Origin of the sequence: Oryzobacter terrae, from assembly GCF_042756445.1 — a bacterium.
Lineage (GTDB): Bacteria > Actinomycetota > Actinomycetes > Actinomycetales > Dermatophilaceae > Oryzobacter > Oryzobacter terrae.
On sequence record NZ_CP170578.1, the window covers coordinates 1,680,402 to 1,705,425 of the forward strand.

Sequence of the window (25,024 nt, forward strand, 5' to 3'; positions counted from 1 at the left end):
TGATGAGTGAATCTGTTTGGCACTCGAGGCGCTGACGTGACTCATCGTTGCCTGTCGGACTGTCCGGGTCGACAATGCACTGATGACAAGCGGGCAGTCACACACTCCATACGCGCTGAAGTCGCCGGCGGACTGGACCCTTTTCGTGGCGCATGGCGATGATGTTCGAAGGTTGGTGGTGTTCGTCCACGGCTTCAACGGTCGCTCGGTCAAAACGTGGCTCGACTTTCCGGTCGCTGGGGGCTCCCGAGATTGGTGGCGCCAGGCGGACCTGCTCTTCGTCGGTTATCAGTCTCTGCGCGACAACATCTCGGGAGTTGCGGGCCGGCTTCGTAGAGAGCTTCCTCGCTTCTACCCCAACCCCCTCCCGGAGGCCATGACTGTGGGAGGCGTGACGGCGCGCGACTCCGTCACGGCGTACCAAGAGTTGGTGTTAGTCGGGCACTCCCTTGGGGGAGTGGTCTTGCGGCGAGCCATGGTCGACACAGCCATGAGGTGGCGAGAGGCCGGCCAGCCAGACCCGGCGCCTTCCCTGCTCACCGGGCAGTTGCGATTGTTCAGCCCTGCGAGCGCTGGCTTCCAAGCCGCGGGCTTGATGGGCGCCGTCCGCGCCACCGGAATTTGGGCTGCCATCGAGTTCGTCTTGAGTTCCTCCTCCGCGTACACGGATCTACAGCCCAACTCCACGATCTTGACTGAAACTCGAGTCCGAACGGAGCATCTCGCCACTGAGGAGGGTCTCGCGGCCCTGCGCGCAAAGATCGTATGGGCGAATCCCGATGAGGTTGTGATCACCGAGCGCTACTCCACTGACTATGTAGATGATCCTTGGGATGGAAAGTCCCATTCCTCGGTTTGCAAACCGAAAGTGAAGAACTTCGAGATGCCTTGGAACTTCGTCGAGACGGGAGACGTCTCGTGAGCGCCCACGCCTATAGGTTGGCAATCCTCGAAACCGATCTGCTGCCCAACGTCCTAGAACCCTGCCTGGCATTCGATGACGAGATACTGGCGGAGGCGGCTGGTCTGATCGCGGCGGGGGCCGGCGTGGACTTCGGCGATTACAGCCTGTTTGACGTTCCTCGGCCGCTGGTGAACGTACGCTCACACGCCGCGGTGGCGCTTCTGCGGGTTATGGACGAGTTGGCTTGGGCGCGACTCGGAGCCAGCGTCGAGTACTACACCGGGGACGTCATTACGCATATGCATCGAGTCATCCAAACTGTGCCTGCCGCCTCGACCCTTGTGGGCCTAGACGAGAGCCTGAGCCAAGCTCCGCGCGGAGCCGCGCCAGAGATGTCTTCCGTCGGCGATTATCTGACAGGGGTTCCGGCTATGCGCGAAACCACGTCGGCATCTGAGGTCGTGGAAGCGGTTCGCCTCCTCGAGTTCGCTGACGAGCGGGAGTGGCAGATGGAGTTGGCACGGCTAGACGCGCTTACGCAGGTGCTGCGTGACGGGGTTGTCGCCACACTCCCCCTTTCCTCTTTGGACGCTGTGAGGTGGGGGTTGACAGGAGCCGAGACCACGATGGAATACAACCGATTCGAAGCTCAAGTCCCTTCGCGTCTACTGGGCTCCGTGTCTTTTGCCAACGAGCGGGAGCATGATCTCACGGTGGTCAGACGTTCACTCGCAGATGCCGCAGTGGCCCTCACCGGGGATGAAGTGGCACAGAGTTCGCGACGGTTGGCGCGCTCGATTGATGAAGCCCGAGAACAAGCCGCTGGTGTCGTGCAATCGCAGGTGTCCCCGGCGCGCCAAACCGCGACCGAGCTAGTCATCGGCGATGTGCAGGCTCGTGAGGTGATTCCCTCGAAGGAGGAGCAGCGGCAGTGGCGCCAAGGGATGGCCTCCGACTAAGACCACCGCCGAGTCGGTCGCAGCGGCCCACCGTAGGCACGTTGGACACGCACAGCCCCGGCCATTTGGTGTGACGTGCCGCGGGCGCCGCGGGCGTTTGCGGTCGCCCCTGACGCGCTCCCCCGGGGAAAGTCGGTTGCGGCGGTGAGACGCGGGTATGCAACGCCGGCCCCTTTAGATCTAGTTGCGTCTCCATTGAGGGTTCGGCGCCGCCCAACCCAGTCATCGAAGTGGGCCATCGATGACGAATTGTTCCTGAGTTCGTGGCTCGGGGTCGGCGCGCTTCGGTAGGACTTCACCCTCGCTCCGGAGGCTTGGGGTACTACCCGGGACCGGTGATCTGCTTCTTGACGACCTCGGCAGTGACGTCTACCAAGATGTCGCGACCGGCGCCACCGACCCAGTTCGCCACCTTGCGCAGGAATCCGGCCTCCTCGGCATCACTTTCGGCCTCGGCTTGGGCCTCGATCGCCTCGATCACGCGGCCAGGAATCGCCTCGGCCACATGCCTCACGACTGTGGGGTTGATACCAATCGCGGCCGTCCCACCGTCCATCACAACCGTGTGGAAGATCTGCCTGACCTCCGCTGCCGGCGGGAGAGCGTCAACTGAGGTCGACACTCCCCGAGGTGGTGCCGCCTCGTCGATCGCCAACAGCAGGTCGAGTAACCGACTACGCACGGACTCCAGCACGCCGGTCAAGGCGTACGCCGTGACTGTGCGGTAGATCGTCTCCACGTTGTGCATGGGACGCCACGTGATCTCGCCACTTTCGATCTTGTGGTTGATCAGGGCAACGACGCTGGCGTTCCAAGGCCCGACGAGCTCTCTCTCGCCGCTCTCGGCCATGCTCGCAACCTGCGACTCGATCTCACCCACGCCATGCATGACGTAATTGTTGAAATGCCTCTCGGCCTCCGCTCGCATGTCCTTTGGCATGTTCTCGACTGCAATCGGGACGCGCCTGATCGAGCTTCCGTAGGGACCCGTGAAATCTACGAAGACTTGCGTCGGAAGGGGACCCCGGTACGAGGGCACGTCATCAACATCGTCGTAGCCTTCCGCCTCGCACTTGGCCCACACCCCAATATCAGGCACGCCCGCACGGCTGGACAGGATCCGTACTCTCCGGAGAAGTTCAGCGAGCCCTACCGAGGAGCCAGCGGTGTCGTCGATTAGGGATGAGAGGAGGGTCACGAGAAGGATGCTCGCATGAAGCACCGACAGAGCAAGGCCCGAACCCATGCAATCGGATCTGGCAGCGCGGCTGGGCGGTTTGGACAGCCGTCGTCCTTGACCGCCAATATGGCCCGCGTAAATACGCGGGGCGAAGGAACGGCGTCCAGCAGGTGTTGAACGGCTTCATGAACTGCCCCTGCCGGCCATGCGCGACCTATGCGTAGAACGTTTTCATGGACGGTACCCGAGCCGCGCTACTGATGGGTGCTGCCCTCTGCCTCATGAAGGAGTAGGTGCGCGACCGTCCCGAGGTTCTGCCAACCATCCGCCATCGTCCGTAAATTCTCGATTCCCAACTGGTAACTCTGGGCGCTCTTGCCCTTACCTCGGATCGACACGTGCCAGGTCCAAAGCGTGTTGTTGCTGTATGTGTGGGTCCCGTGCACCAGTCGGTTCCGCCACTCGTACATACGCTCGTAGCCGTCCACGACGTCGGAGAGCACCGGGAACTCGTGGGCCAGCGGCTTGAGTCGTCGTAGCAGCTGGTCTCCGCTCAGGCCTTTGCCCTCAGGCGCGTCTTCCTCCACGGCCAGAAGCCTGTTGAGCAGGAAGTCTGCGTGAGAAGCGTGGTAGACGATGCGCCCGATCTCGACTGCGAACTCACTGGGCAGATCGTCCATGTGAGCCAGCATGCCAGTGGAGGCCTTCGACATTCGCGACACCTGCCGTCCCATATCCGATTTCTCAGGAGCAGACTGGCCATTCCCGAAAGTCGGGGAGAAGATTCGCTCGCTTGTCTGGCCCTTCCCTAAGTGGGCGGTGTGACGCGGCCTCGACTCTCTCGTCGAACTTCTGGCCCTGTGGGATCGCGGAAGGGCATTGGGGGACTAAGGAGGACACCATGACCCAGCCCCCGCGTCGCCAGTTCGAGTCCCTCAGTGCCGCGGCCGAGCGCACCGGAGTTAGCGTCCGCACGCTCCGCCGTCGGATCTCTGCCGGCGAGTTGCGTGCCTACCGCAGCGGCCAGCGCCTGATCCGTCTCGATCCCGAGGACGTCGACCGCATGCTCGTTCAGATCCCGACTGCCAGCTGATCGGCTCAGCTCTCGGTCATCCCGTCGGCAGCCTGTCGGCGCGGGCCATGGCCGAGAGCGCAGCAGCGATTTCCCGGTCGCGTCCTTGGGCGGCGTGCTGGTACCTCAACGCGGCGTTAACCGAGCTGTGGCCGAGTCGTTGTTGGAGTTCCGCGAGAGTGGCACCCGCCCGGGCGGCCATTGTGGCGCCGGTGTGGCGGAGGTCGTGGAGCCGGAGATCCGGCCTGCCGGCCGCCTCGCGTGCGTGACGCCATCCCCGGTGCAACGTGGACGGCTGCAGGTGGCCGACGCCGTCACGTCCCGGGAACAACAGCGCGCCCGGACCCTCCCCGGTCATCGCGTCGAGGTGATGCTGGAGGGCAGGGACGACGTGAGGCGGGACGGACACGACCCTCGTCCCTGCCGCGGACTTCGGCGTCCCCACCACCGGCCCACCCTTAAGCCACGACACCGCACGGACGATCCGGATCGTCCCTGCTGCCACGTCGACGTCCCCACGGCGCAGCTCGAGCACCTCCCCAGCTCGAAGCGCGCACCAAGCGCAGAGCAACACGAGCGCCCGGTGCCGCGTCGGCATGGCGGCGACGATGGCGTCGAGCTCGTTGAGACTGGCGGGCCGCACGTCGCGGGCTCGAGGCGTGTTCGCCGCCCCGCGGATCCGGCAAGGGTTGTGGTCGAGGATCTCGTCGGCCAGGGCAGTGTTCATGATCGCCTTGAGCAGCGAGTACGACCGGGCCCTGACCGCTGGCTTGTCGGGAGGGAGCTGGGCCCACCACGTCCTTACCGTGCTCGGCGATATGTCGTCCAGGACCATGTCTCCGAAGAACGGTCGCAGGTACTGCCGCAGCAGGTACGCGTAGCCCTCACGCGTCCGTGGCTTGATGCCTCGCTCGCGCATCCACTGCTCCGCGTACGTGTCGAACGTCAGCGCCGACGCCTTCGGGGCGGGCTTGGCCGGAGCAACCCACTCCCCCGCCGCGATCTGCTCGCGCCTTCGGCTCAGCCACGCCTCCGCGTCGCCTTTGGTGAGGAACGTCTGAGGTCCCGGCCGGCGCACGAGGTCGGGGCCCAGGTAGCTCGCCTGGTACCTCCCTGAGGAGAGCCGGCGGATGTACCCGAAACCACGGCGCCGCGGTCGGCCGCTCATCGCGCACCTGTCATGCCGGGTGGCCGTGCGATATACGTGCGATATCTCTGCCCAAATACGTCCATCCGCGTCCGCTCCTGTCCCCCGCGGCTTCAATGCTTTGTTGCCTCAATAGCAGCACAGGACAGGGGTTTTCGGCAAGGACGAACTTGAGCTGGCGGGGGGACTCGAACCCCCAACCCCCTGTTTACAAGACAGGTGCGCTACCGATTGCGCCACGCCAGCGGGCCGCGGGTGCGCCGCGGACAGCCCCGGAGTCTACGCGGGGACGCGCGTCGTCCTCACCGGGTCCGGGGTCAGGGCGACGAGGTGTTGTCGGTCGTCGCAGGGCCCCGCGTGCGGTCCCACGGCGCGGCGAGGATCTCGCCGAGGACGGTGCCCGAGGCGATGGCGAGCAGGACGGCGCCCGCCCCCAGCAGCGTCGTGATGCCCGACTGGATCGACAGCGACCCCGCCGCGCCGCCGCTCTGGGCGACGAGCTCGTAGAGGCCGCGGAAGATCGTCAGACCGGGAAGGAGCCCGAACGACGCCGGGATGACGACGACCATCGAGGGAGCGCCGAGCCGGTTCGCGACGACACGGCCGACGACGCCGAGCGCGACCGCCGCGACCCCCGTGGCCGTGATGATGCCGATGCCGAACCCTCGGTTGAGGAGCGCCGCCGTGCCCGCCGCCGCAACAGCCAGGACCCCTGACGCGAGGACGAGCCGGCGCCGGCTCTGGACCGTGACCGCACCGGCAAGGCCGACGAACAGGGCTCCGCCGAGCGCGGCCAGCACGGCCGACTGGTCGGAGCGCAGGTCGAGCACCGACGGCGAGACGAAGTCGGACCCGATCGCCTCGGTGAGCGTGAGGAGGGCGCTCAGCCCTCCGGCGACGCCGATGACGATGCCCAGCAGGGCGAGGAAGACGGCGAGGAGGCGGCCGGCACCGGTGAGCGGGAAGCCGAACAGGACGTCCTCGATGGCCGAGGCCATGGTGCGCCCGGGCAGCATGGCGACGATGCCGCCGGCGACGATGAAGGCGAAGTCCCGCTCTCGCAGACCGAGACCCGCAGCGGTGCTCACGGCGTAGACGCCACCGGCGAGCAGGGTGGCGACCACCGCGTTGATCGCGTTGCCGTAGAACTCGGGCAGGTCGATCCGGTTGTGCAGCCGGCTGACCCCGGTGACGACGAGGACGACCGCGACGGTGGCGACCGCCGCAAGCGGCGAGGCGCCGATCATCACCGCGACGGCCGAGGCGAGGACCGCGTTCGCCGCCGAGACGGCCCACGCGGGGAAGTTGCGGGGATGGCGCTTGATGGAGCGCAGCCGTTCGGCCGCGACCGACGGCTCGATCTCGCCCGCGGTCAGCTCCTCGACGAGCTGGTGGACCGCGACGAGGCGGGCGTAGTCGTGGCGGTTGCTGCGGACGACGCGCAGGAGGGTGTGGGGTCGACCGTCCGAGCTCGTCGCCTGGACGAGGAGCGACTGGAGGGTGATGTCGACCTCGACGAGGTCGACCCCCGAGGCGGCCGCCACCGCGGCGACGCTCCCCTGGACCTGCGGAGCGCCGGCGCCGCACCGCAGCATGAGCTCGCCGACCCGGACGGCGAGGTCCAGGGCGGCGCGGACCTTCGCGTCCTCGGCCGCCTGGTTGGGGATCCGGGTGTAGCGGTAGGGAGTTCGACGCAGGAGGTCGGCCATCGGCATCGGCTCGGTGGGAGACTCGCCGAGGATGAGGCGCGCCCTCCGGTCACGGGCAGGTCGGACGGCGGCCTCACGGTCGACCGCCGGGCGCGGGCCGGAGCGTCGCGGGCGCGGCTGACGAGCGGTCGGGTCGACGGAGGGGTCCGCGGGGTCGCCGCTCCAGTCGGGCCGGCGGCCGTCGGGACGGGGGTCGGGCGTGCTCACGGGACGCGCGCCACCTGGTCGACCCACGCGGGAGCCTGCGTGCGCGGCCACCAGTCGGGGCCGCCCGAGGCGAGGGCGGAGGCGACGAGCAGGGCCGACCCGATGAGGAGGACGCCGGCCACGACCTGCGCCGCCGTCGCCCCGGGCGTGATGCCGCGGACCATGCTGCGGCTGCCTCGGCGCAGGCTCGCCCCGCCCGGCCCCCACCACGCGGTGAGGGCGGCGAAGACGCCCGCCGCGGCGAGCGGGACGACGCCGTCGGGCCGGACGTCCCCACCGGTCGCCCCTCCGACGACGAGCGCCCCCGCGAACATCGCGCAGCCGCCGACGAGGAGCGGGAGGGCGAGCGTCACGAGCGCCCCCACCGCGCCGATGACGAGGTGCCACGGGCCGGCGGCCAAGGCGACCGCGACGTCGCTGCCGCGAGGACCGCGCTCGTGGCGGCGCATGACGAGGGAGGTCACCGACCGGTCGGCGGTGCGCGCCACGACGACCCAGCCGAGGAGGGCGAGCGCCGCGACCACGGGCAGCCGCACGGTGAGGCCGGCGAGCAGCGCGAGGAGGCCGAGCAGGGTGCCGGTGCGCGAGGCGAGCCCGATGCGAGGGTCGCCCCAGCCGCCGTGGACGACGTCATCGGCGCCGACGGGTGCCCCGGCGGTACCGGGGGTTCCGGGCGTCCCGGGAGCGACGGGTCCCTGCGGCCTGGCGTACGCCGCCAACGGTGCCCCGACGTACGGCGCGAGGGCCGCGGGTGCCGTCTGCGCTGCGGGCCGCGCGCTTGCGGGCCGCGCCTGCTCCCACCCGGGAGGTCCGGCCGGCCGGCCCGGGGCCACCATCGGCGGGGGCAGGGGGTCGGCGGCTCGGCCCCACACGGGAGGTGCCCCGGGAGGCCCGGACCCAGCGCCGGCCGGGACGGCGTGGCCCGGCTGGGCGGCCAGTGCGGCAGCGGCGGCCCCGAGGACGACACCGCCGACCCCGGCCGCCGGTGCGGTGACGTCGGGTGGCGGGGTGGCGGGCGCGAGGGGCGCGGCCGCGGCAACGGGCCCGGCAGCCGCAGCCGCGATCGCCGCGGCGCCCGGGGCACCGACGGACGCCACGGGCAGCGCGGTGGTGCGCGACGTCCTCATGACCTCCGTCGCCGGGCGCACCCGGCGGACCTCGATGGCCTCGGTGACCGGGGCCCCGTGCGCGTACTGCTCGAGCGCGGCGACGACCTCGCCGTGGTGCGGGCGCTCGGCCGGGTCGGGCGACAGAGCGGCGTAGAGGAGCGGCTCGATCCGGGGGTCGACGGCCTCGAGGTCGGGGTCCCCGGCGGCGACCCGGGCGAGGACCGCGCCCATCGCCCCGCGCCCGAACGGCGGCGTCCCGCTCGCCGCGAAGGCGGTCGTCGCGGCCCAGCCCCACCAGTCGGTGGCCGCGGTGACGTCCTCGCCGCCGACGACCTCGGGCGCCAGGTAGCCCGGCGTCCCCATGACGAGGCCCGTCATCGTCAGCCGGATGTCGTCGGCGACGTGCGCGATGCCGAAGTCGATGAGGACGGGGTCGCCGTCGACGAGGAGGACGTTGCCCGGCTTGACGTCGCGGTGCACGACACCGGCCGAGTGGATGGCGTCGAGCGCCTCGGCGATGCCCGAGGCCACCCGGTGCAGCTCCGCGGGCGGCAGCGGTCCGCGCGACCCGACGTGCTCGTCGAGCGAGGGCCCCGGGACGTAGCGCGTGACGATGTAGGGGGTGGGGCCGTCGACGTCGGCGTCGATGACGGGCGCGACCCGCGGGCTGCGGATGCGCCTCAGCGTCGTCACCTCGCGCGACAGGCGGGCTCGGGCGTCGGGGTCGTGGGCGATGTGCGCCCGTAGCACCTTGACGGCCACCGCCCGGCCGTGCCGGTCGAGCCCGAGGTGGACCACGCCCATCCCGCCCTCGCCGAGCCGCTGCACGAGCCGGTAGGGCCCGAGGCGCGCGGGCTCGCGCGGCTCCTCGGCCACCTCGGGCTCGACGGCGTCGGCAGTCATGTCACCACGGTAGGACGTCAGTCTGGGTGTGTGCTGGACCCGGGCCGGACACCCCGGCCCCGCGCCGCCTTCCCCGGGCACCCGGGACGCGGCCCGGTGGGGCGTCAGGACTGGATGTAGTCGCGCAGCTGGTCGCGCTCGGCCTGGAGGTCGCCGATCCGGTTCTTCACGACGTCGCCGATGCTGACGATGGCGTGCAGCCGGCCGTCGACGACGACGGGCACGTGGCGGATGCGCCGCTCGGTCATCGCCGACTCGAGGTCGTCGAGGCCGTCGTCGAGGCTGCACGTGTGCACCTCGGCGGTCATGATCTGCGACACGGGGGCCCCGAGCAGGCCGGCGCCGTCGGTGTGCAGGTGCCGCACGATGTCGCGCTCGCTGACGATGCCGTTGACCGAGCCGCCGTCGTCGCTGACGACGACCGCGCCGATCCGGTGTTCCGAGAGGAGGGCGAGCAGGTCGGTGACGGTGGCGTCGGACCGCACCGTCACGACCTCCGCGCTCCCCTTGCGCCTGACCACGTCCGAGATCCTCATGCCCCGACGATAGGGCGCTGCCCGACGACGCGCCAGACATGGCTGCCGCCGCGGCCATCCGGGTGCCCCCGGGCCCGCGCTCGTCAGCGGGGTGGCGCCGCGCCCGTCGAGCCGCGGACGACGAGCTCGGGCCGGAACACGTACTCGGCCCGCGGCGTGCCCTCCCCCGCGATCTCGTCGAGGAGGGCGCGCACGGCGGCGTCGCCCATCGCCTCGACGGACTGCCGGATCGTCGTGAGCGGCGGGTCGGTGAACGCCATGATCGTCGAGTCGTCGTAGCCGACGACGCTGAGGTCGAACGGCACCCGCAGCCCCGTCGAGCGCGCCTGGCGGATCGCCCCGAGCGCCATGAGGTCGGAGCCGCAGATGATGGCGGTGACCCCTCGCGAGATGAGCCGGCCGGCCGCGGCCGCCCCTCCCTCGAGGCTGAAGACGGTGTGGGTGACGAGGCGGTCGAGGTGGGCCGGGTCGACGTCGAGGTGCTCGCGCATCGCCGCGCGGTAGCCCTGGACCTTGCGGACGACCGGGGTGTAGCGCTCCGGGCCGAGGGCGAGCCCGATCTCGGTGTGCCCGAGCTGGACGAGGTGGTTGACGGCCAGCCCCATCGAGGTGACGTCGTCGTTGGAGACGAACGGGGCGTCGAGCTCGGGTACGGGTCCGTTGACGAGGACGATCGGCAGCCCGCGCTCGCGCAGGACCCGGTAGCGGGCGGGGTCGGACGTCGCGTCGGCGTGCAGGCCCGAGAGGAAGATGATCCCCGAGACGCCGCGGTCGAGGAGCATCTGGACGTACTCGTCCTCGTGGACCCCGCCGGGGGTCTGGGTGCACAGCACGGGCGTGAACCCCTCGGCCGCGAGCGCCGTCTCGATGACCTGCGCGAAGGCGGGGAAGATCGGGTTGACGAGCTCGGGCATGACGAGCCCGACGAGCAGCGCCGACTTCGGCCGCAGCCGGTTCGGGCGGTCGTAGCCGAGGACGTCGATGGCCGTGAGGACGGCCTGGCGCGTCGACTCCGAGACTCCGGGTCGGTCGTTGAGGACGCGGCTGACGGTGGCCTCGCTGACGTCGGCCTGGGCCGCGATGTCGGCCAGGCGCGCGGACCGCGACTCGTTCACCCGCGAACCGTAACAACGCGGCGCGAGACCGCCCTACCACCGGGGCGTCCCGCACGGCATACTGGCCGGACCGCTGACACCGATGTCGGCGAGAGCTCCACCCACCTTTACGACGGATCGTCCGGCACGTTCCTGCCGGTGAAGGAAGGCAATGACGCCATGGCAACTGTCCGCTTCGACCAGGCCACCCGGCTCTACCCGGGCAACGAGGTTCCCTCGGTCGACAAGCTCGACATCGACGTAGCCGACGGGGAGTTCCTCGTCCTCGTCGGTCCCTCCGGGTGTGGCAAGTCCACGTCCCTGCGCATGCTCGCCGGCCTCGAGGAGGTCAACGGCGGCAAGATCTGGATCGGCGACCGCGACGTCACCGACCTGTCCCCCAAGGACCGCGACGTCGCGATGGTCTTCCAGAACTACGCGCTCTACCCGCACATGACGGTCGCCGACAACATGGGCTTCGCCCTGAAGATCGCCGGCGTCGACAAGGGCGAGATCCGCAAGCGCGTGGAGGAGGCCGGCAAGATCCTCGACCTCACCCAGTACCTCGAGCGCAAGCCCAAGGCCCTCTCCGGTGGCCAGCGCCAGCGCGTCGCGATGGGGCGCGCGATCGTGCGCAGCCCGCAGGTCTTCCTCATGGACGAGCCGCTGTCGAACCTCGACGCCAAGCTCCGCGTCCAGACCCGCACCCAGATCGCCTCGCTGCAGCGCCGCCTCGGCGTCACCACGGTCTACGTCACGCACGACCAGATCGAGGCCATGACGATGGGCGACCGGATCGCCCTGCTCAAGGACGGCATCCTCCAGCAGTGCGCGACCCCGCGCGAGATGTACGACAAGCCGAACAACGTCTTCGTCGCCGGCTTCATCGGCTCGCCCGCCATGAACCTCGTCTCGGTGCCCGTCACCGAGGACGGCGTCCAGTTCGGCAGCCACCGCCTGCCCGTCGACCGCTCGGTCCTCGGCAGCACCGGCAACCAGGTCATCGTCGGCATGCGTCCCGAGGACGTCGAGGTCACGACGAACGAGGACGGCCTCGAGCTGATCGTCGACGTCGTCGAGGAGCTCGGCGCCGACGCGTACGTCTACGCGACCCCGGCCAGCGAGAACGTCAAGCTGCACGGTGGCGACGACGGCCTCGCGAAGCCGTTCATCGCCCGCGTCGACGGCCGCAAGGTCCCGGACAAGGGCTCGAAGATCTTCGTGTACCCGAACCCGAACCACATGCACGTCTTCGACGCGCAGTCCGGCGTCCGCCTCGGCTGACGCCCCACCCGCACGAAGCGCGACGCCCCGGACGATCCTCGTCCGGGGCGTCGCCGTGTCGGCCCCGTTCCGTGCGGGCCCCGACTGCGAGAGGCTGGGCCCATGGCCCTCGAGATCACCACCGCCCGGCCGGACCCGGCCCTGCTCGACCTCCCGTGGCGGCTCCCCCTCGAGGAGTGGCCCGAGGAGCTCCTCGCGGCCCTCCCCCGCGGCATCTCCCGGCACGTCGTGCGCTTCGTCCGCCTCTCGGGCCGGGTGCTGGCCTTCAAGGAGATCAAGGCCGACATCGCCCGTCGCGAGTACGAGATGCTGCGCAACCTCAACCGGCTGCGGATGCCGTGCGTCGAGCCGTTCGGGGTCGTCAGCGGGCGGATCGGGGCCGACGGCGAGCCGCTCGACGCCGTCCTCATCACCCGCCACCTCCAGTTCTCGCTCCCCTACCGCGCGCTGTACAGCCAGTCGCTGCGCAAGGGCACGGCGACCCGGCTCATCGACGCCCTGGCCGTCCTCCTCGTCCGCCTCCACCTCGCGGGGTTCTGGTGGGGCGACGTCTCGCTCTCGAACACCCTCTTCCGTCGCGATGCCGGGGCCTTCGCCGCGTACCTCGTCGACGCCGAGACCGGCGAGCTGCGCGACACGCTGAGCACCGGGCAGCGCGAGCACGACCTCGAGATCGCCCGGGTGAACATCGCCGGCGAGCTCATGGACCTCGAGGCGGGCGGGATGCTCCAGGAGGAGCGCGACCCCATCGAGATCAGCGAGCAGATCGTCATCCGCTACCGCGAGCTGTGGGACGAGCTGACCGGCTCCGAGCTCATCGACGACACCGAGCGGTGGCGGGTCGAGGACCGGATCCGGCGGCTGAACGCCCTCGGCTTCGACGTCGACGAGCTCGAGATCACGACCGACATCGACGGCGCGTCCCTGCGGCTGCAGCCCAAGGTCGTCGACTCCGGGCACCACTCGCGGCGGCTGCTGCGGCTCACGGGGCTCGACGTCCGCGAGAACCAGGCCCGCCGCCTCCTCAACGACCTCGACGCCTTCACCGCCGGCACGGGGCGCCAGGGCGACGACGAGGAGATCGTCGCGCACGACTGGCTGACCCGGATCTACGAGCCGGTGACCCGCCGGGTGCCGCGCGAGCTCACCGGCAAGCTCGAGCCCGCCGAGGTCTTCCACGAGGTCCTCGAGCACCGGTGGTACCTCGCCGAGCGGGCGCAGCACGACGTCGCCATCGAGGACGCCATCGCCGACTACGTCGCCTCGGTGCTGCCGGGCAAGCCGTTCGAGGAGTCGGTCGTCGGGGTCGACACCCGGGAGATGCCGGTCATCGCCGAGCGTCCCGCGCGGTCCTAGGATCGAGTCCACCCTTCCACGACCCCGGGGACGACGATGACCGACCAGCCGCAGGACCCGACACCGGAGCAGCGCGAGCCCGAGGGTCAGCGTCCCCCGTTCCCGGCGCAGCCGGACTACTCGCAGCCCGCGGCCGCGGCCCAGCCTCCCGCCGCTGCCGCCCCGCCGCCGGCGGGAGCGCACCCGCCGGTGGGGGCGCAGCCGCCTGTGGGGGCGCAGCCGCCGGTCCCGCCGCAGCCGCCGACGGCACCGTCCGGGCAGCCCGGGCAGGCGCCGCCCTACGGCCAGCAGCCGTCGCCGTACGCGCAGCAGGCCCCCTACGGTCAGCAGCCGGGCTACGGGCAACAGCCGGCGCCGTACGGCCAGCAACCGCAGGCCAACCCCTACGGCGGGTACGGCGCCGCACCGGTCTACGCCGGAGCCCGACCGACGCACCCGGGCTCCCTCGGGTTCGTCGAGGCCAACTTCGGCCAGGTCGCCGGCTTCGGGCAGCGCGTCGTCGCCCTCCTCGTCGACAGCGCGATCAGCCTCGTGTCCTTCATCCCGACGCTCATCGCCATCCCCATCCTCATCGCGGCCGCACCGAGCCGGACCGGCTACGACGAGTACGGCTACCCCGTGATGGGCGAGACCGACACGGGGACGCTCACCGTCGGGTTCGTCGTCCTCGGGCTCGGCATCCTGCTCGCCATCGCCGTGAACCTCTGGAACCGCGTGTTCCGGATGGGCCGCACCGGGCAGAGCGTCGGGAAGTCGGTGGTCGGCCTCCGGCTCATCCACGCCCAGACGGGCCGGCCCATCGGCGCGGGCATGTGCTTCGTCCGCGAGTTCATGAGCGGGATCATCAACCAGGTGGTCTACCTGTCCTACCTCTGGATGCTGTGGGACACCGACCGGCAGACCCTCGCCGACAAGGTGGTCAGCTCGACCGTCATCGTCGTCCCGAAGGGCTGAGCCCGGGGCGGCCGGCCCGCGGGGCGGAGCGGCGCCAGGGACCCCTCGGCCCCGTCAGGCCGGCGAGGCCCAGGACCACCCGGGCACGTTGCGGGCGATGGTCCACACGACGAAGCTGACGCCGAGGAACCACGGCATCCAGCGCGGGGGGTCCCAGCGCAGCGGCCGGCCCTGCCACCGGGCGCGGACCCAGACGGCGAAGAGCAGCACGATCCCGAGGTAGAGGAACGGCGCGAGCGGGTTGCGGGCGAGCGCACCGGCGAGGTCGAGGTGCGCGAGGTCGTGGGTCGCGCGCAGCATCCCGCACCCGGGGCAGTACACGCCGGCGAGCGCGTAGGTGGGGCACAGCGGGTAGTGCCCGGGCTCGTTGGGGTCGACGGCCCACACGTAGGCCGTCCCCGCGGCGACGGCGGTCGCGACCAGGCCCGGACGCACGAGGCGGCGCCACCGCGACCCGGAGGTCGAGGGTGGCGCCGCCTCGTGGTGGTGCAGGAGCGTCACGTCACATGGTCGAGGTGTCGCCCGAGATGGCGGCGAGGCCACCCAGGAAGAGGAACCAGATGACGGTGAGGACGAGCAGCACCATGGCGATGATGCCGAGGATGCGGCCGATCTGGACGATCTGACGGTTGCTGTAGCGACCCGGCTGCGCGTCGATCTCCTTGAGGGCGTTGTTGCCCATGACGAAGGCGGCGATGCCGAGCGGGGAGCAGCAGACGAGCCCGAGGATGCCGAGGATGAGGACGGTCATCCCCTTCGGGTGCTCGATCTGGCCGCCACCCATGGGCGGCGGAGGTGCGGAGTAGCCGCCACCGTCTCCGGGCGGGGGTGCGGAGTAACCGCCGCCGCCTCCGGGAGGCGGGGGCGGGGGGGTCGATCCGTAGTCAGACATGTGTTCCCTCTCTCGACGTTCAGCGGGGACGTCGGTCCCCCCAAGGGCCGGACTCGTCCGGCGGGGCGATCCTTCCACAGGCGGTCGCCGGGATGCGCGCAATCGCTCCGGTCCGCGGGGTGCGTCGAGCGGGCAGGACTCCCCGCCCTCGGGCGACCAGCCGGCGCCCAGGGGTCAGCGGCGGCGGCGCCGGGCGACCTCGTAGAGGGTGACCCCGGTGGCGATGCCCGCGTTGAGGGACTCGACGGCCGAGCTCATCGGGACCGAGACGATCTGGTCGCAGGTCTCGCGGACGAGGCGCGAGAGCCCCTTGCCCTCGGAGCCGACGACGATGACGAGCGGCTCGGAGGCGAGCTCGAGGTCGGGCAGCTCGACGTCACCGTCCATGTCGAGGCCGATGACGAAGAAGCCCGCCTTGCGGTACTCCTCGAGGGCTCGCGTGAGGTTCGTGGCCTGGGCGACGGGGATGCGCGCGGCGGCCCCGGCGGAGGTCTTCCACGCGGACGCCGTCATGCCCACCGAGCGACGGGCCGGCACGACGACCCCGTGGCCGCCGAACGCCGCGACCGAGCGCACGATGGCGCCGAGGTTGCGGGGGTCGGTGATGCCGTCGAGGGCGACGACGAGCGGGATGCCCGGCATCTCGGGGTCGACGAGGTCGCTCGGGTGCGCGTACTCGTACGGCGGCACCTGCAGGGCCAGGCCCTGGTGGACGGCGCCGTCGGTGAGGCGGTCGAGCTCGCCGCGCGGGGTCTCGAGCACGGGGATGGAGCGCTCGGTCGCGATCTTCAGCGCCTCGCGGACCCGGTCGTCGGAGTCGATCCGGCCGGCGACGTACATCGTCGTGGCCGGGACGTCGGCACGCAGGGCCTCGAGGACGGAGTTGCGCCCCGTGACGATCTCGCTGCTCGCCTTGTTCTTGCGCGTGCTCGTGCGACCGGCGTGGCCACGGCCACCCGCGCCGCCGCCCTCGCGCCGCTCGGCCGCCTTGGCCCCCTGGTGCGCCTTGTGGTTGGGGCGGTCGGCGGCCTTGGGCGTCGGGCCCTTGCCCTCGAGGCCGCGGCGGCGCTGGCCACCGGACCCGACAGTGGGGCCCTTCTTGCCGCCCTTGCGGATCGCTCCGCGGCGCTGGCTGTTTCCGGGCATGTCAGTCCTGCTCTCCCTTGGTCCGCACGAGGGACCAACGGGCCCCTGCGGCGGTGTCCTCGAGCGCGATCCCGGCGGCGGTCAGCTCGTCGCGGATGGCGTCTGCGGACTCGTAGTCACGTGATGCCCGGGCGTGGGCCCGGGCCTTGAGCCGCTCCTGCACCAGGGCGTCGAGCGCCGCGAGCGCGTCACCCGCCGAGGAGTCCCCCGCTGACCAGGCGGGGTCGAGCGGGTTGATGCCGAGCACGTCGGTCATCGCGATGACCGTGCGGGCGATGGTGGCGGCGTCGTCGCGGTCGCCGTCCTGGAGGGCGGTGTTGCCGGTGCGGACGGCCTCGTGGATCACGGCGAGGGCCCCGGAGACCCCGAGGTCGTCGTCCATCGAGTCGCGGAACTCGGCGGGGAGCTCCTCGTCGCCGGTCGGCCGGGCGGTCGTGACACCCGGGAGGGCGCGGCGCAGGAAACCCTCGATCCGCTCGACGGCGGTGTCGGACTCCTCGATCGAGCCCTCGTGGAACTCGATCATCGAGCGGTAGTGGGCCGCCGTGAGGTAGTAGCGCACCGCGATCGGGCGGTGCTCCTTGACGACCTCGCTGACCCGCAGCGAGTTGCCGAGCGACTTGCTCATCTTCTCGCCGCCCATGGTGACCCAGGCGTTGTGCAGCCAGTAGTTGGCGAACCCGAGGCCGGCGGCGCGCGACTGCGCCATCTCGTTCTCGTGGTGCGGGAAGCGGAGGTCGACGCCCCCGCCGTGGATGTCGAAGGTGTCGCCGAGGTACTTGCGGGCCATCGCGGAGCACTCGAGGTGCCAGCCGGGGCGACCGGTACCGAAGGGCGTCGGCCACGAGGCGGTCTCGGGCTCGTCGGTCTTGCGCCCCTTCCAGAGGGCGAAGTCGCGCGGGTCGCGCTTGCCGCGCGGGTCGGCGTCCTCGGCGTCGACCATGTCGTCGACCTTCTGGTGGGTGAGCTCGCCGTAGGTGGGCCAGCTGCGGACGTCGAAGTAGACGTCGCCGCTGCCGTCCTGCGCGGCGTAGGCGTGGCCCTTCTCGACGAGGGCCTCCATGAGGGTGACCATCTCGGGCACGTGCCCGGTGGCGCGCGGCTCGTAGGTGGGGGGCAGGACGCCGAGGGCGGTGAGCGCGGCGGACGTCTCGACCTCGTTGCGGTAGGACAGCGCGAACCACTGCTCGCCGGAGTCGGCCGACTTCACGAGGATCTTGTCGTCGATGTCGGTGACGTTGCGCACGAGGGTGACCTCGAGGCCGTGGCCGCGCGCCATCCAGCGACGCAGGACGTCGAAGGCGACGGCGAAGCGGACGTGGCCCAGGTGCGGCGGGGCCTGCGTCGTGAGCCCACAGATGTAGATCCCCGCCTTGCCGGGCACGACGGGGACGAAGTCACGCAGCTCGCGCGTGAGGGAGTCGAACAGCCTGAGGGTCACCCGCGCAAGGCTACCGGCGGGGAGGCCACCCCCTTGAATCCGCGGCCGGCTCCCACCCCTGCTGCTCCCGCCCTGCTGCTCCCGCCCTGCTGCTCCCGCCCTGTTGCTCATGCCCGCCGCCCGCCGCCCGGCCTCCCCGCCCTCGAGGAACCGCGCCGTCACCGTGACGGCGCAGATATCCCCGAACGGCCCACGAGGAACCGCGGCACTCGGGGAAAGGTGCGCCGTCACAGGGATGCCGCGGGATCCGCGGCTTCCGGCCCCCGTGACCTGTGGATGACGCCGCTCCTTTACGAGCCGATCCGGCCACCATCAGGGGATGTCCGACCACCTGCTCTCGCTCGCGGCCACTCGCGGCGGAGTGCTGACGACGCGCGACGCCGACCTCCTCGACGTCGACGCCCACGGCCTCGCCGCCCTCGTGCGGTCCCGGGACCTCGTCCGGGTGCGCCAGGGCGCCTACGTCCTGGGCACCGTCTGGGGCGATGCCCACGCCGACGAGCGACTCGCCCTGCGATGCCGCGCGGTGCTCCGCTCGCGCACGCAGGCCGGCCGGGTCGAGGCCGCCACGCACCAGAGCGCCCTCGCCCTCCACGGGCTCCCGGTCCACGGCGCACCCCTCGATGTCGTCGACCTCGCGGGCCGGGTGACCCGTGCCCGGCTCCGCGCCGGGTTGCGGGTCCGACCCACCGACGAGCGCATCGACGTCGTCGAGGTCGACGGGCTCCGGGTCGCCGTCGTCGGGGCCGCGCTGGCCCAGGTCGCACTGTGCGACGGCCGGGACCCGTTCGTCGTGGCCGGGGACCGCGCACTGGCCTCACGTGCCGTCGATGCCGCCGAGATCGACGCCTGGATCGGGCGGCTGTCGGAGACGCGCAGGGAGCTCGTCCGCGCCACCCGGTGGCTGTCGCAGCTCGATGCCGCCAGCGAGTCCGTCGGCGAGACGCGGGCCAGGCTCCTGCTCCACGACCTGGGCCACCCCACCACCAGCCAGGTGCGGGTCGCCGACGCCGCCGGTGTCGTCGTGGCGAGGGTCGACCTCCTCGTGGGTGACCGCGTCGTCATCGAGTTCGACGGCCTGGTGAAGTACGACGGCCCCGGAGGGAGGGCGGCCCTGGCCGCCGAGAAGCGTCGGGAGGACCTCCTGCGCTCCCTGGGCTACGAGGTCGTCCGGCTGACCTGGGCCGACCTCTCACGCCCCCGCCGGGTCGACGCCCTGGTGCGGGCAGCCCTGGCCCGGGTGAACCTGCGGTCGGCCGGGTGACGGGTGACCACTCCTTGAGGGAGGTGCGCCCTCACAGGGACGACCCGGTTTCCGCAGCTTGGCGCGCGAGGTCGCGGGCCAGCTCGCGGAACGTGCGCCGTCGCAGTGACACCGGGACGCGACAGGGGTCAGTGGCCGCGGGCGATCCACTCCTGGAGGTGGGGGGCCTCCTCGCCGATGCGGGTCGGGTCGCCGTGGCCGGTGAGGACGACCGTCGCCTCGGGAAGGTCGAGCAGCCGGGTGCGGATCGACTCGACGATCGTCGGGAAGTCGCTGTGCGAGCGACCCGTCGCGCCGGGACCGCCCTGGAAGAGGGTGTCTCCCGAGAACAGCACGCCGAGGGCCGGGACGTGCAGGCAGCAGGCGCCGGGCGCGTGGCCCGGGGTGTGGAGGACCGTGACCTCGACGTCGCCGACGGTGAGGACCTGCCCGTCGGAGAGCTCGCCGTCGGGCTCCCACGACTGCGACTGGTCCCAGAGGACGCGGTCGTCGGGGTGGAGGTGGACCCGCGCCCCGGTGGCCTCGCGCACCGCGGCCGCGGCGCTGACGTGGTCGTTGTGCCCGTGGGTGCAGACGAGGGCGACCACCCGGCGACCGGCCACGGCCGCGACGATCGCATCGGCATCGTGGGCGGCGTCGACGACGAGCACCTCCTCGTCGTCCCCGAGCAGCCACACGTTGTTGTCGACGTCCCACGAGCCGCCGTCGAGCTCGAAGACGCCCGAGGTCACGAGCCGCTCGACCCGCACGCCCCCGGGCGAGGTCGGCACCGGCGCCCCGACGTCGGCCGTCACGCCCCGCCCTCCATCACGACGACCGAGCGGAGGACGTCGCCGCCGTGCATCCGGTCGAACGCCGCCTCGACGTCGCCGATGCCGATCTTCTCGGTGACGAAGGCGTCGAGCGGGAAGCGGCCCTGGCGGTAGAGGTCGACGAGCATCGGGAAGTCGCGCGAGGGCAGGCAGTCGCCGTACCAGCTCGACTTCAGCGCGCCGCCGCGGCCGAAGACCTCGATCAGCGGCAGGGTGACCTGGAGGTCGGGGGTCGGGACGCCCACGAGGACGACGGTGCCGGCGAGGTCGCGGGCGTAGAAGGCCTGCTCGTAGGTCTCGGGCCGACCCACGGCCTCGACGACGACGTCGGCCCCGTGGCCGCCGGTGAGGGCGCGGATCGCCTCGACGGGGTCCTCGGTCGAGGAGTCCACGGTGTGGGTGGCGCCGAGGCGCCTGGCGGTCTCGAGCTTCCGCGGGTCGATGTCGACGGCGATGATCGTCGTCGCGCCCGCGATCGCGGCGCCCGCGATCGCCGCACAGCCGACCCCGCCGCAGCCGATGACGGCGATCGAGTCGCCCCGGCCGATGCCGCCGGTGTTGACCGCCGCCCCGAACCCGGCCATGACGCCGCAGCCGAGCAGCCCGACCGCCGCAGCCTCGGCGTCGCGGTCGACCTTGGTGCACTGGCCGGCGGCGACGAGCGTCTTCTCGATGAAGGCGCCGATGCCGAGCGCCGGGCTCAGCTCGGTGCCGTCGGTCAAGGTCATCTTCTGGGTCGCGTTGTGGGTGGCGAAGCAGTACCAGGGCCGGCCCTTGAGGCAGGCGCGGCACTGGCCGCAGACGGCCCGCCAGTTGAGGATGACGAAGTCGCCGGGCGCGACCTCGGTGACGCCCTCGCCCACGGCCTCGACCGTCCCGGCGGCCTCGTGCCCGAGGAGGAAGGGGAACTCGTCGTTGATGCCGCCCTCGCGGTAGTGCAGGTCGGTGTGGCAGACCCCGCAGGCCTCGACGCGCACGACGGCCTCGCGGGGCCCGGGGTCGGGGACCACGACGTCGACGAGCTCGACGTCGGCGCCCTTCGAGCGGGCGATGACGCCCTTCACGGTCTGCGGCACGGGTCCTCCTGGGGTCGGTGGGCGCCGGGGGTGCGGCCGCGGCGCCGTGTCGCCGCCACGCTAGCCGCGCATCCGCCGACCCGGGTAGCCGCGGCGGCGGGGTGCGCGCGGGGGCGTGGCCCGCCGCACCCGGTCGCGCGGGCCGGGCCCGGGTCCGCGTGACGGACCGGCCACCTTCGACGCCGCTCCGGTGGCTGCGTCGAACGCCTTTCCGGCGAGGAAAGCCGGTCGTATGCTCACGCCATGCCGCACCCCGTCTTCGACGACGTGATCCACGAGCCGCACCGGCTGCGCATCTGCGCGCTCCTCGTTCCGACGACCGGCACCGAGTTCGGCGTCGTGCGCGACGAGCTCGGGCTGTCCGACTCCGCCCTCTCCAAGCACCTCAAGACGCTGTCGACGCGCGGCTACACCCACCTCGAGCGCTCGGTGCGCGACGGCCGCCAGGTCACGACCGTCGTCCTCACCGCGGCCGGGCGCGAGGCCCTGTGCGGCCACGTCGCGGAGCTGCAGCGCATGGCGCGCATCGTCAGCGCCGACCGGCGCGCCCCGGCGGTCCGCAGCCGCTGAGCACCGGACGGGCCGGCACCGGACGCCGAGCGTCCGGTGCCGGAACGCCCGGCCTCAGCGCACCTGCGTCACAGCGGGCGCAGCCGGTACGACGACGCCCCGCGCAGGTACTCCTGCGGCCTGGCCAGGTTCTTCAGCTGGATCGAGTACGAGTAGTCGCCACCCGGGCCGGACAGCCGGGCCGAGAGCAGGTCGCCCCACACGTTGGCGCGCGGACCGGCGCCCTCCCAGTCGTTGTCCTTCATCGACCAGGTGCCCTCCCCCGAGGCGAACAGGGTTCCTGCGGCGATCGGGACGGCGGTCCCGTCGAGCAGCCCGTCGGTGTCGATGCACGGGGCCACGAGGTTTCCCGCCGTCGTCGACTTCCCCGCCTCGAAGGTCCACAGGTCCACCCCGACCACGGTGGTGGCCGTGGCCCGCAGGTTGCCCGGGCCGAGCTCGTGGACGAAGAAGGTGACGGGTTCGTCGGCGAGCGCGAGCGGGAACTCCGGCGGGTCACCGACCTCGCCGCCGACGAGCCAGGCGAGGAAGGCGTTCTCGGCGGCCACCTGCTCGGCGGTGCAGAACCCCGCCCGGGTGACGTTGGCGAACGCGACGAGGTCGTTGTCCTCGTCGGCGAGGAGCATGAAGGCGTCGTCGACCGTGACGGTTGCCGTCACCGGTGCCGCCTGCGCGGGGAGGGCGGGCAGGGCCGTGGCTGCGAGGAGGCCGAGGCAGCCGAGGGTGGTCACGACGCGGCGACGGTGCGACATCTGGGGGTCCTCTCTCCGGGAGCAGGTGGGCCCTGCCCCACCTCCCCGAACGTTCCTCGCCGCCGGCAGGGGGTGTCCATGGCCCGGACGGGGCATCCTGCGGGCCGCCGGCACCACCCGTTCGAGGGGGCCCGGCGGCCCGCCCGCGGGTCAGGCGCGCGCGACGACGAGGGCGGTCGCCAGCGCGGCGACGCCCTCACCTCGACCCGTGAGGCCGAGCCCGTCGGTCGTCGTGCCGGCCACCGAGACCGGGGCACCGACCGCTGCGGACAGCGCCGCCTCGGCCTCGGCACGGCGGCTGCCGACCTTCGGCCGGTTGCCGACGACCTGGACGGCGACGTTCCCGATGTCGAAGCCGGCCTCGCGCACGAGCCGGGCCGCCTCGGCGAGCAGGGTGGCCCCGGACGCCCCGGCGAGCTCGGGGCGGCCGGTGCCGAAGTGGGCCCCGAGGTCGCCGATGCCGGCGGCGGAGAAGAGGGCGTCGCAGGCGGCGTGCGCGGCGACGTCGGCGTCGGAGTGGCCGTCGAGCCCGCGCTCGCCGGGCCAGAGCAGCCCGGCCACCCAGAGCTCTCGCCCGGAGCCCTCGGGGGCGAGGGCGTGCACGTCGACACCGATGCCGGTCCGCGGCAGCGGGGCGGCAGGGCGCTGGGGGCCCCGGGGACCTTGGGGATCCTGGGGACTCTCAGCGCTCTCGGGCGTCACGGTCGTCCTCCGGTGGTGGGGGCGGCGAGCAGGCGCTCGGCCTGCGCGAGGTCGTCGGGGGTCGTCACCTTGTGGGCCCGCACGTCGCCCTCGACGACGAGGACGTCGTGGCCGAGGGCCTCGACGAGCGCGGCGTCGTCGGTGGCCCCCGCTCCCGCCGCGTGCGCGGCGAGCAGGACCTCGCGGCGGAAGCCCTGGGGCGTCTGGACCGCCCGCAGCGACTCGCGCGGCGGGGTGGAGGTCACGACCCCGGCGGCGTCGACGACCTTGATCGTGTCGACGACCGGGATGCCGGGCACGACGCCAGCGGCACCCGCGCGGACGGCCGCGACGACCCGGGCGAAGACGGCGACGGGCGTGAGGCAGCGGGCGGCGTCGTGGACGAGGACGACGTCGCACGACGGGTCGAGGGAGGCCAGGCCCGCGGCGACCGAGGCGGTGCGCTCGGCCCCGCCGGCGACGACGACGGCCCCGGGCGGGAGGGAGACCCCCGACCAGGCGGGTCCGGAGGGGTCGAGGAGGTCGGCGGGCACGACGACGGCGACCGAGGCGACCCCGGGCACCGCCGCGACGGTGTCGAGCGAGTGCGCGAGCAGCGGGCGGCCGGCCAGGGCGACGAACGCCTTGGGCAGCCCGGCCCGCAGCCGCGCGCCGGACCCGGCCGCGACGACGACGACGCCCACGCCGCGGGCAGCAGCGTGGGCGTCGGTCACGTCAGTGAGGTGGGGTGCGCGAGCGCAGCCCGGTCAGGACGCGAGGACCTCGTCGAGGATGACTTCGGCCTTCTCCTCGTCGGTCTTCTCGGCGAGCGCGAGCTCGGAGACGAGGATCTGGCGGGCCTTGGCGAGCATGCGCTTCTCGCCGGCCGACAGGCCGCGGTCCTTGTCGCGGCGCCACAGGTCGCGAACGACCTCGGCGACCTTGATGACGTCGCCGGAGGCGAGCTTCTCGAGGTTGGCCTTGAAGCGGCGCGACCAGTTGGTGGGCTCCTCGGCGAACGGGGTGCGCAGCACCTCGAACACCTTGTCGAGCCCTTCCTTCGACACGACGTCGCGCACGCCGACGAGGTCGCAGTTCTCGGCTGGGACCTCGATGACGAGGTCACCCTGGGCGACCTTCAGCTTGAGGTAGAGCTTCTCCTCTCCGCGGATCGTGCGGGTGTTGATCTCCTCGATGCGTGCCGCTCCGTGGTGCGGATACACGACCGTCTCGCCGACCTTGAAAACCATGTGGTGTTGTCCCCTTTCGAGGGTCCAAGGATACCACGCACCGGCGTGTCGCAGAAATGGAGGAGGTCGGCGTTTTCGCAGGTCAGAGCCTTGTGAGCGCCCTCCACCGACGGATTTCGGGTCTTGACAGAACGCCGGGTCCCATGCTTTCGCGCGCGTGGCGGGGGCGCGCGCACGCGCCGTCGGGCAGGAGCCGCGGGCCGCTGACGGGACGGCGTCCGCGGGCCCCGGGGGGACATGGATATCCTTGGCCCCGTGACGACCCGAGCCGCCTCCGCCCTGCGCGCCACCGCCCTCGCCGGCGCCCTCCTCCTCGGGGCGGCGGGATGCGCGGTGTTCTCGCCCGTCCAGACCGACTACGCCTACCAGCCGGCCGACGGTCCCGCCCTCGACACCGGCGACCTCAAGCTGCGCAACCTCGTCGTCGTCGCCGCCGAGAAGGGTGGCGACGGCATCCTCGTCGGGCAGGCCGTCAACGGCGCGGCCCAGGCCGTCCAGGTCTCGTTCTCCGTCGGGAGCGACACCCCGGCCAACCGCACCGTGCCGGCGTCCTCGGGCGCGGCCCTGTCGGCTCCCGGGTCCTCGGTCGTGCTCACGGCGGTCCCCGGCGGCCCCGGCGACGTCGTCGACCTCACCGTGACGACGCCAGGCTCCGGCCAGAACGTCGTCACCGTCCCGGTCCTGGCGCCCACGGGCTACTACACCCAGTTCGCCCCGAGCTGACCC

General features: G+C 71.9%; 26 protein-coding genes and 1 tRNA gene. 9 read left to right on the forward strand and 18 right to left on the reverse strand.

The window, feature by feature from the left end; all coding sequences use genetic code 11:
• Nucleotides 1-82: 82 nt before the first annotated feature.
• Nucleotides 83-922 carry a hypothetical protein gene (locus ACFWN3_RS07820; protein ID WP_377644999.1) on the forward strand — a complete coding sequence of 280 codons (840 nt, stop codon included), beginning with the start codon at nt 83-85 and terminating at the stop codon, nt 920-922.
• The gene (locus ACFWN3_RS07825) at nt 919-1,863 is read left to right on the forward strand and encodes a hypothetical protein (RefSeq protein WP_377645002.1); all 945 of its coding nucleotides are present in this window, start codon (nt 919-921) and stop codon (nt 1,861-1,863) included. Before ACFWN3_RS07820 ends, ACFWN3_RS07825 begins: the two co-directional genes overlap by 4 nt.
• Before the next feature lie 322 nt (nt 1,864-2,185).
• On the opposite strand, the gene ACFWN3_RS07830 is transcribed toward ACFWN3_RS07825, so the two are convergent.
• Together ACFWN3_RS07830 and ACFWN3_RS07835 are read right to left on the reverse strand one after the other, a co-directional pair.
• Nucleotides 2,186-3,061 carry a hypothetical protein gene (locus tag ACFWN3_RS07830; protein WP_377645004.1) on the reverse strand — a complete coding sequence of 292 codons (876 nt, stop codon included), beginning with the start codon at nt 3,059-3,061 and terminating at the stop codon, nt 2,186-2,188.
• A 236-nt stretch (nt 3,062-3,297) separates the two neighbouring features.
• The gene (locus ACFWN3_RS07835; protein ID WP_377645006.1) at nt 3,298-3,723 is read right to left on the reverse strand and encodes a hypothetical protein; all 426 of its coding nucleotides are present in this window, start codon (nt 3,721-3,723) and stop codon (nt 3,298-3,300) included.
• A 221-nt stretch (nt 3,724-3,944) separates the two neighbouring features.
• On the opposite strand from ACFWN3_RS07835, the gene ACFWN3_RS07840 reads away from it, so the two are divergent.
• Nucleotides 3,945-4,136, forward strand: a complete 192-nt coding sequence (locus ACFWN3_RS07840; RefSeq protein ID WP_377645008.1) for an excisionase family DNA-binding protein — start codon at nt 3,945-3,947, stop codon at nt 4,134-4,136.
• Nucleotides 4,137-4,152: 16 nt separating this feature from the next.
• On the opposite strand, the gene ACFWN3_RS07845 is transcribed toward ACFWN3_RS07840, so the two are convergent.
• The 6 genes from ACFWN3_RS07845 to ACFWN3_RS07870 all read right to left on the reverse strand — a co-directional run bounded on the left by ACFWN3_RS07845 (nt 4,153) and on the right by ACFWN3_RS07870 (nt 10,841).
• The gene (locus tag ACFWN3_RS07845; protein ID WP_377645009.1) at nt 4,153-5,283 is read right to left on the reverse strand and encodes a tyrosine-type recombinase/integrase; all 1,131 of its coding nucleotides are present in this window, start codon (nt 5,281-5,283) and stop codon (nt 4,153-4,155) included.
• 152 nt (nt 5,284-5,435) lie between these two features.
• Nucleotides 5,436-5,508: transfer RNA gene (locus ACFWN3_RS07850), tRNA-Thr, on the reverse strand.
• A 71-nt stretch (nt 5,509-5,579) separates the two neighbouring features.
• The gene (locus ACFWN3_RS07855) at nt 5,580-7,178 is read right to left on the reverse strand and encodes a threonine/serine exporter ThrE family protein (RefSeq protein WP_377645011.1); all 1,599 of its coding nucleotides are present in this window, start codon (nt 7,176-7,178) and stop codon (nt 5,580-5,582) included.
• On the reverse strand, nt 7,175-9,190 hold the full coding sequence (locus ACFWN3_RS07860) for a protein kinase (RefSeq protein ID WP_377645014.1): 2,016 nt from the start codon (nt 9,188-9,190) through the stop codon (nt 7,175-7,177). Before ACFWN3_RS07860 ends, ACFWN3_RS07855 begins: the two co-directional genes overlap by 4 nt.
• A gap of 104 nt (nt 9,191-9,294) precedes the next feature.
• Nucleotides 9,295-9,726 (reverse strand): CBS domain-containing protein, encoded by a 432-nt coding sequence (locus tag ACFWN3_RS07865; RefSeq protein WP_377645016.1) that lies wholly within the window; start codon nt 9,724-9,726, stop codon nt 9,295-9,297.
• Between the two features lie 83 nt (nt 9,727-9,809).
• Nucleotides 9,810-10,841 (reverse strand): LacI family DNA-binding transcriptional regulator, encoded by a 1,032-nt coding sequence (locus tag ACFWN3_RS07870; RefSeq protein ID WP_377645018.1) that lies wholly within the window; start codon nt 10,839-10,841, stop codon nt 9,810-9,812.
• Nucleotides 10,842-11,000: 159 nt separating this feature from the next.
• Between ACFWN3_RS07870 and ACFWN3_RS07875 the strand changes: the two genes are divergently transcribed.
• The 3 genes from ACFWN3_RS07875 to ACFWN3_RS07885 all read left to right on the forward strand — a co-directional run bounded on the left by ACFWN3_RS07875 (nt 11,001) and on the right by ACFWN3_RS07885 (nt 14,414).
• Nucleotides 11,001-12,104, forward strand: coding sequence for an ABC transporter ATP-binding protein (locus tag ACFWN3_RS07875; protein WP_377645019.1), 1,104 nt, complete (start codon nt 11,001-11,003; stop codon nt 12,102-12,104).
• A gap of 102 nt (nt 12,105-12,206) precedes the next feature.
• Nucleotides 12,207-13,460 (forward strand): DUF4032 domain-containing protein, encoded by a 1,254-nt coding sequence (locus ACFWN3_RS07880; RefSeq protein WP_377645021.1) that lies wholly within the window; start codon nt 12,207-12,209, stop codon nt 13,458-13,460.
• Between the two features lie 36 nt (nt 13,461-13,496).
• On the forward strand, nt 13,497-14,414 hold the full coding sequence (locus ACFWN3_RS07885; protein ID WP_377645023.1) for an RDD family protein: 918 nt from the start codon (nt 13,497-13,499) through the stop codon (nt 14,412-14,414).
• A 54-nt stretch (nt 14,415-14,468) separates the two neighbouring features.
• Here ACFWN3_RS07885 and ACFWN3_RS07890 read toward each other — a convergent pair whose 3' ends face one another.
• From ACFWN3_RS07890 to cysS, 4 genes are all read right to left on the reverse strand, one after another.
• Nucleotides 14,469-14,915, reverse strand: a complete 447-nt coding sequence (locus ACFWN3_RS07890; RefSeq protein WP_377645025.1) for a DUF2752 domain-containing protein — start codon at nt 14,913-14,915, stop codon at nt 14,469-14,471.
• Between the two features lies 1 nt (nt 14,916).
• Entirely contained in the window at nt 14,917-15,165 is a 249-nt protein-coding gene (locus ACFWN3_RS07895; protein WP_377645027.1) for a hypothetical protein, read from the reverse strand.
• Nucleotides 15,166-15,480: 315 nt separating this feature from the next.
• Nucleotides 15,481-16,452, reverse strand: a complete 972-nt coding sequence (rlmB, locus tag ACFWN3_RS07900) for a 23S rRNA (guanosine(2251)-2'-O)-methyltransferase RlmB (protein ID WP_377645029.1) — start codon at nt 16,450-16,452, stop codon at nt 15,481-15,483.
• 1 nt (nt 16,453) lies between these two features.
• Nucleotides 16,454-17,893, reverse strand: coding sequence for a cysteine--tRNA ligase (gene cysS / locus ACFWN3_RS07905; RefSeq protein ID WP_377645031.1), 1,440 nt, complete (start codon nt 17,891-17,893; stop codon nt 16,454-16,456).
• Between the two features lie 319 nt (nt 17,894-18,212).
• On the opposite strand from cysS, the gene ACFWN3_RS07910 reads away from it, so the two are divergent.
• Complete coding sequence (locus ACFWN3_RS07910; RefSeq protein WP_377645033.1) at nt 18,213-19,157, forward strand: type IV toxin-antitoxin system AbiEi family antitoxin domain-containing protein; 945 nt, start codon at nt 18,213-18,215, stop codon at nt 19,155-19,157.
• Nucleotides 19,158-19,285: 128 nt separating this feature from the next.
• Here ACFWN3_RS07910 and ACFWN3_RS07915 read toward each other — a convergent pair whose 3' ends face one another.
• The gene (locus ACFWN3_RS07915) at nt 19,286-19,951 is read right to left on the reverse strand and encodes an MBL fold metallo-hydrolase (RefSeq protein WP_377645035.1); all 666 of its coding nucleotides are present in this window, start codon (nt 19,949-19,951) and stop codon (nt 19,286-19,288) included.
• A complete protein-coding gene (locus ACFWN3_RS07920) occupies nt 19,948-21,045 on the reverse strand; it encodes an S-(hydroxymethyl)mycothiol dehydrogenase (protein ID WP_377645037.1) in 1,098 nt (365 codons plus the stop codon). Before ACFWN3_RS07920 ends, ACFWN3_RS07915 begins: the two co-directional genes overlap by 4 nt.
• 243 nt (nt 21,046-21,288) lie before the next feature.
• Here ACFWN3_RS07920 and ACFWN3_RS07925 point away from each other — a divergent pair, with 243 nt between their 5' ends.
• Nucleotides 21,289-21,615, forward strand: a complete 327-nt coding sequence (locus ACFWN3_RS07925) for a transcriptional regulator (RefSeq protein WP_377645039.1) — start codon at nt 21,289-21,291, stop codon at nt 21,613-21,615.
• Between the two features lie 68 nt (nt 21,616-21,683).
• On the opposite strand, the gene ACFWN3_RS07930 is transcribed toward ACFWN3_RS07925, so the two are convergent.
• The 4 genes from ACFWN3_RS07930 to ACFWN3_RS07945 form a co-directional block, all read right to left on the reverse strand.
• Nucleotides 21,684-22,367 carry a hypothetical protein gene (locus ACFWN3_RS07930; RefSeq protein ID WP_377645041.1) on the reverse strand — a complete coding sequence of 228 codons (684 nt, stop codon included), beginning with the start codon at nt 22,365-22,367 and terminating at the stop codon, nt 21,684-21,686.
• 150 nt (nt 22,368-22,517) lie between these two features.
• On the reverse strand, nt 22,518-22,970 hold the full coding sequence (gene ispF, locus ACFWN3_RS07935) for a 2-C-methyl-D-erythritol 2,4-cyclodiphosphate synthase (protein WP_377645043.1): 453 nt from the start codon (nt 22,968-22,970) through the stop codon (nt 22,518-22,520).
• 95 nt (nt 22,971-23,065) lie between these two features.
• Nucleotides 23,066-23,782, reverse strand: a complete 717-nt coding sequence (ispD, locus tag ACFWN3_RS07940) for a 2-C-methyl-D-erythritol 4-phosphate cytidylyltransferase (protein WP_377645045.1) — start codon at nt 23,780-23,782, stop codon at nt 23,066-23,068.
• Between the two features lie 33 nt (nt 23,783-23,815).
• Complete coding sequence (locus ACFWN3_RS07945) at nt 23,816-24,298, reverse strand: CarD family transcriptional regulator (protein ID WP_377645047.1); 483 nt, start codon at nt 24,296-24,298, stop codon at nt 23,816-23,818.
• A gap of 255 nt (nt 24,299-24,553) precedes the next feature.
• On the opposite strand from ACFWN3_RS07945, the gene ACFWN3_RS07950 reads away from it, so the two are divergent.
• A complete protein-coding gene (locus ACFWN3_RS07950) occupies nt 24,554-25,021 on the forward strand; it encodes a hypothetical protein (RefSeq protein WP_377645049.1) in 468 nt (155 codons plus the stop codon).
• Nucleotides 25,022-25,024 lie beyond the last annotated feature (3 nt).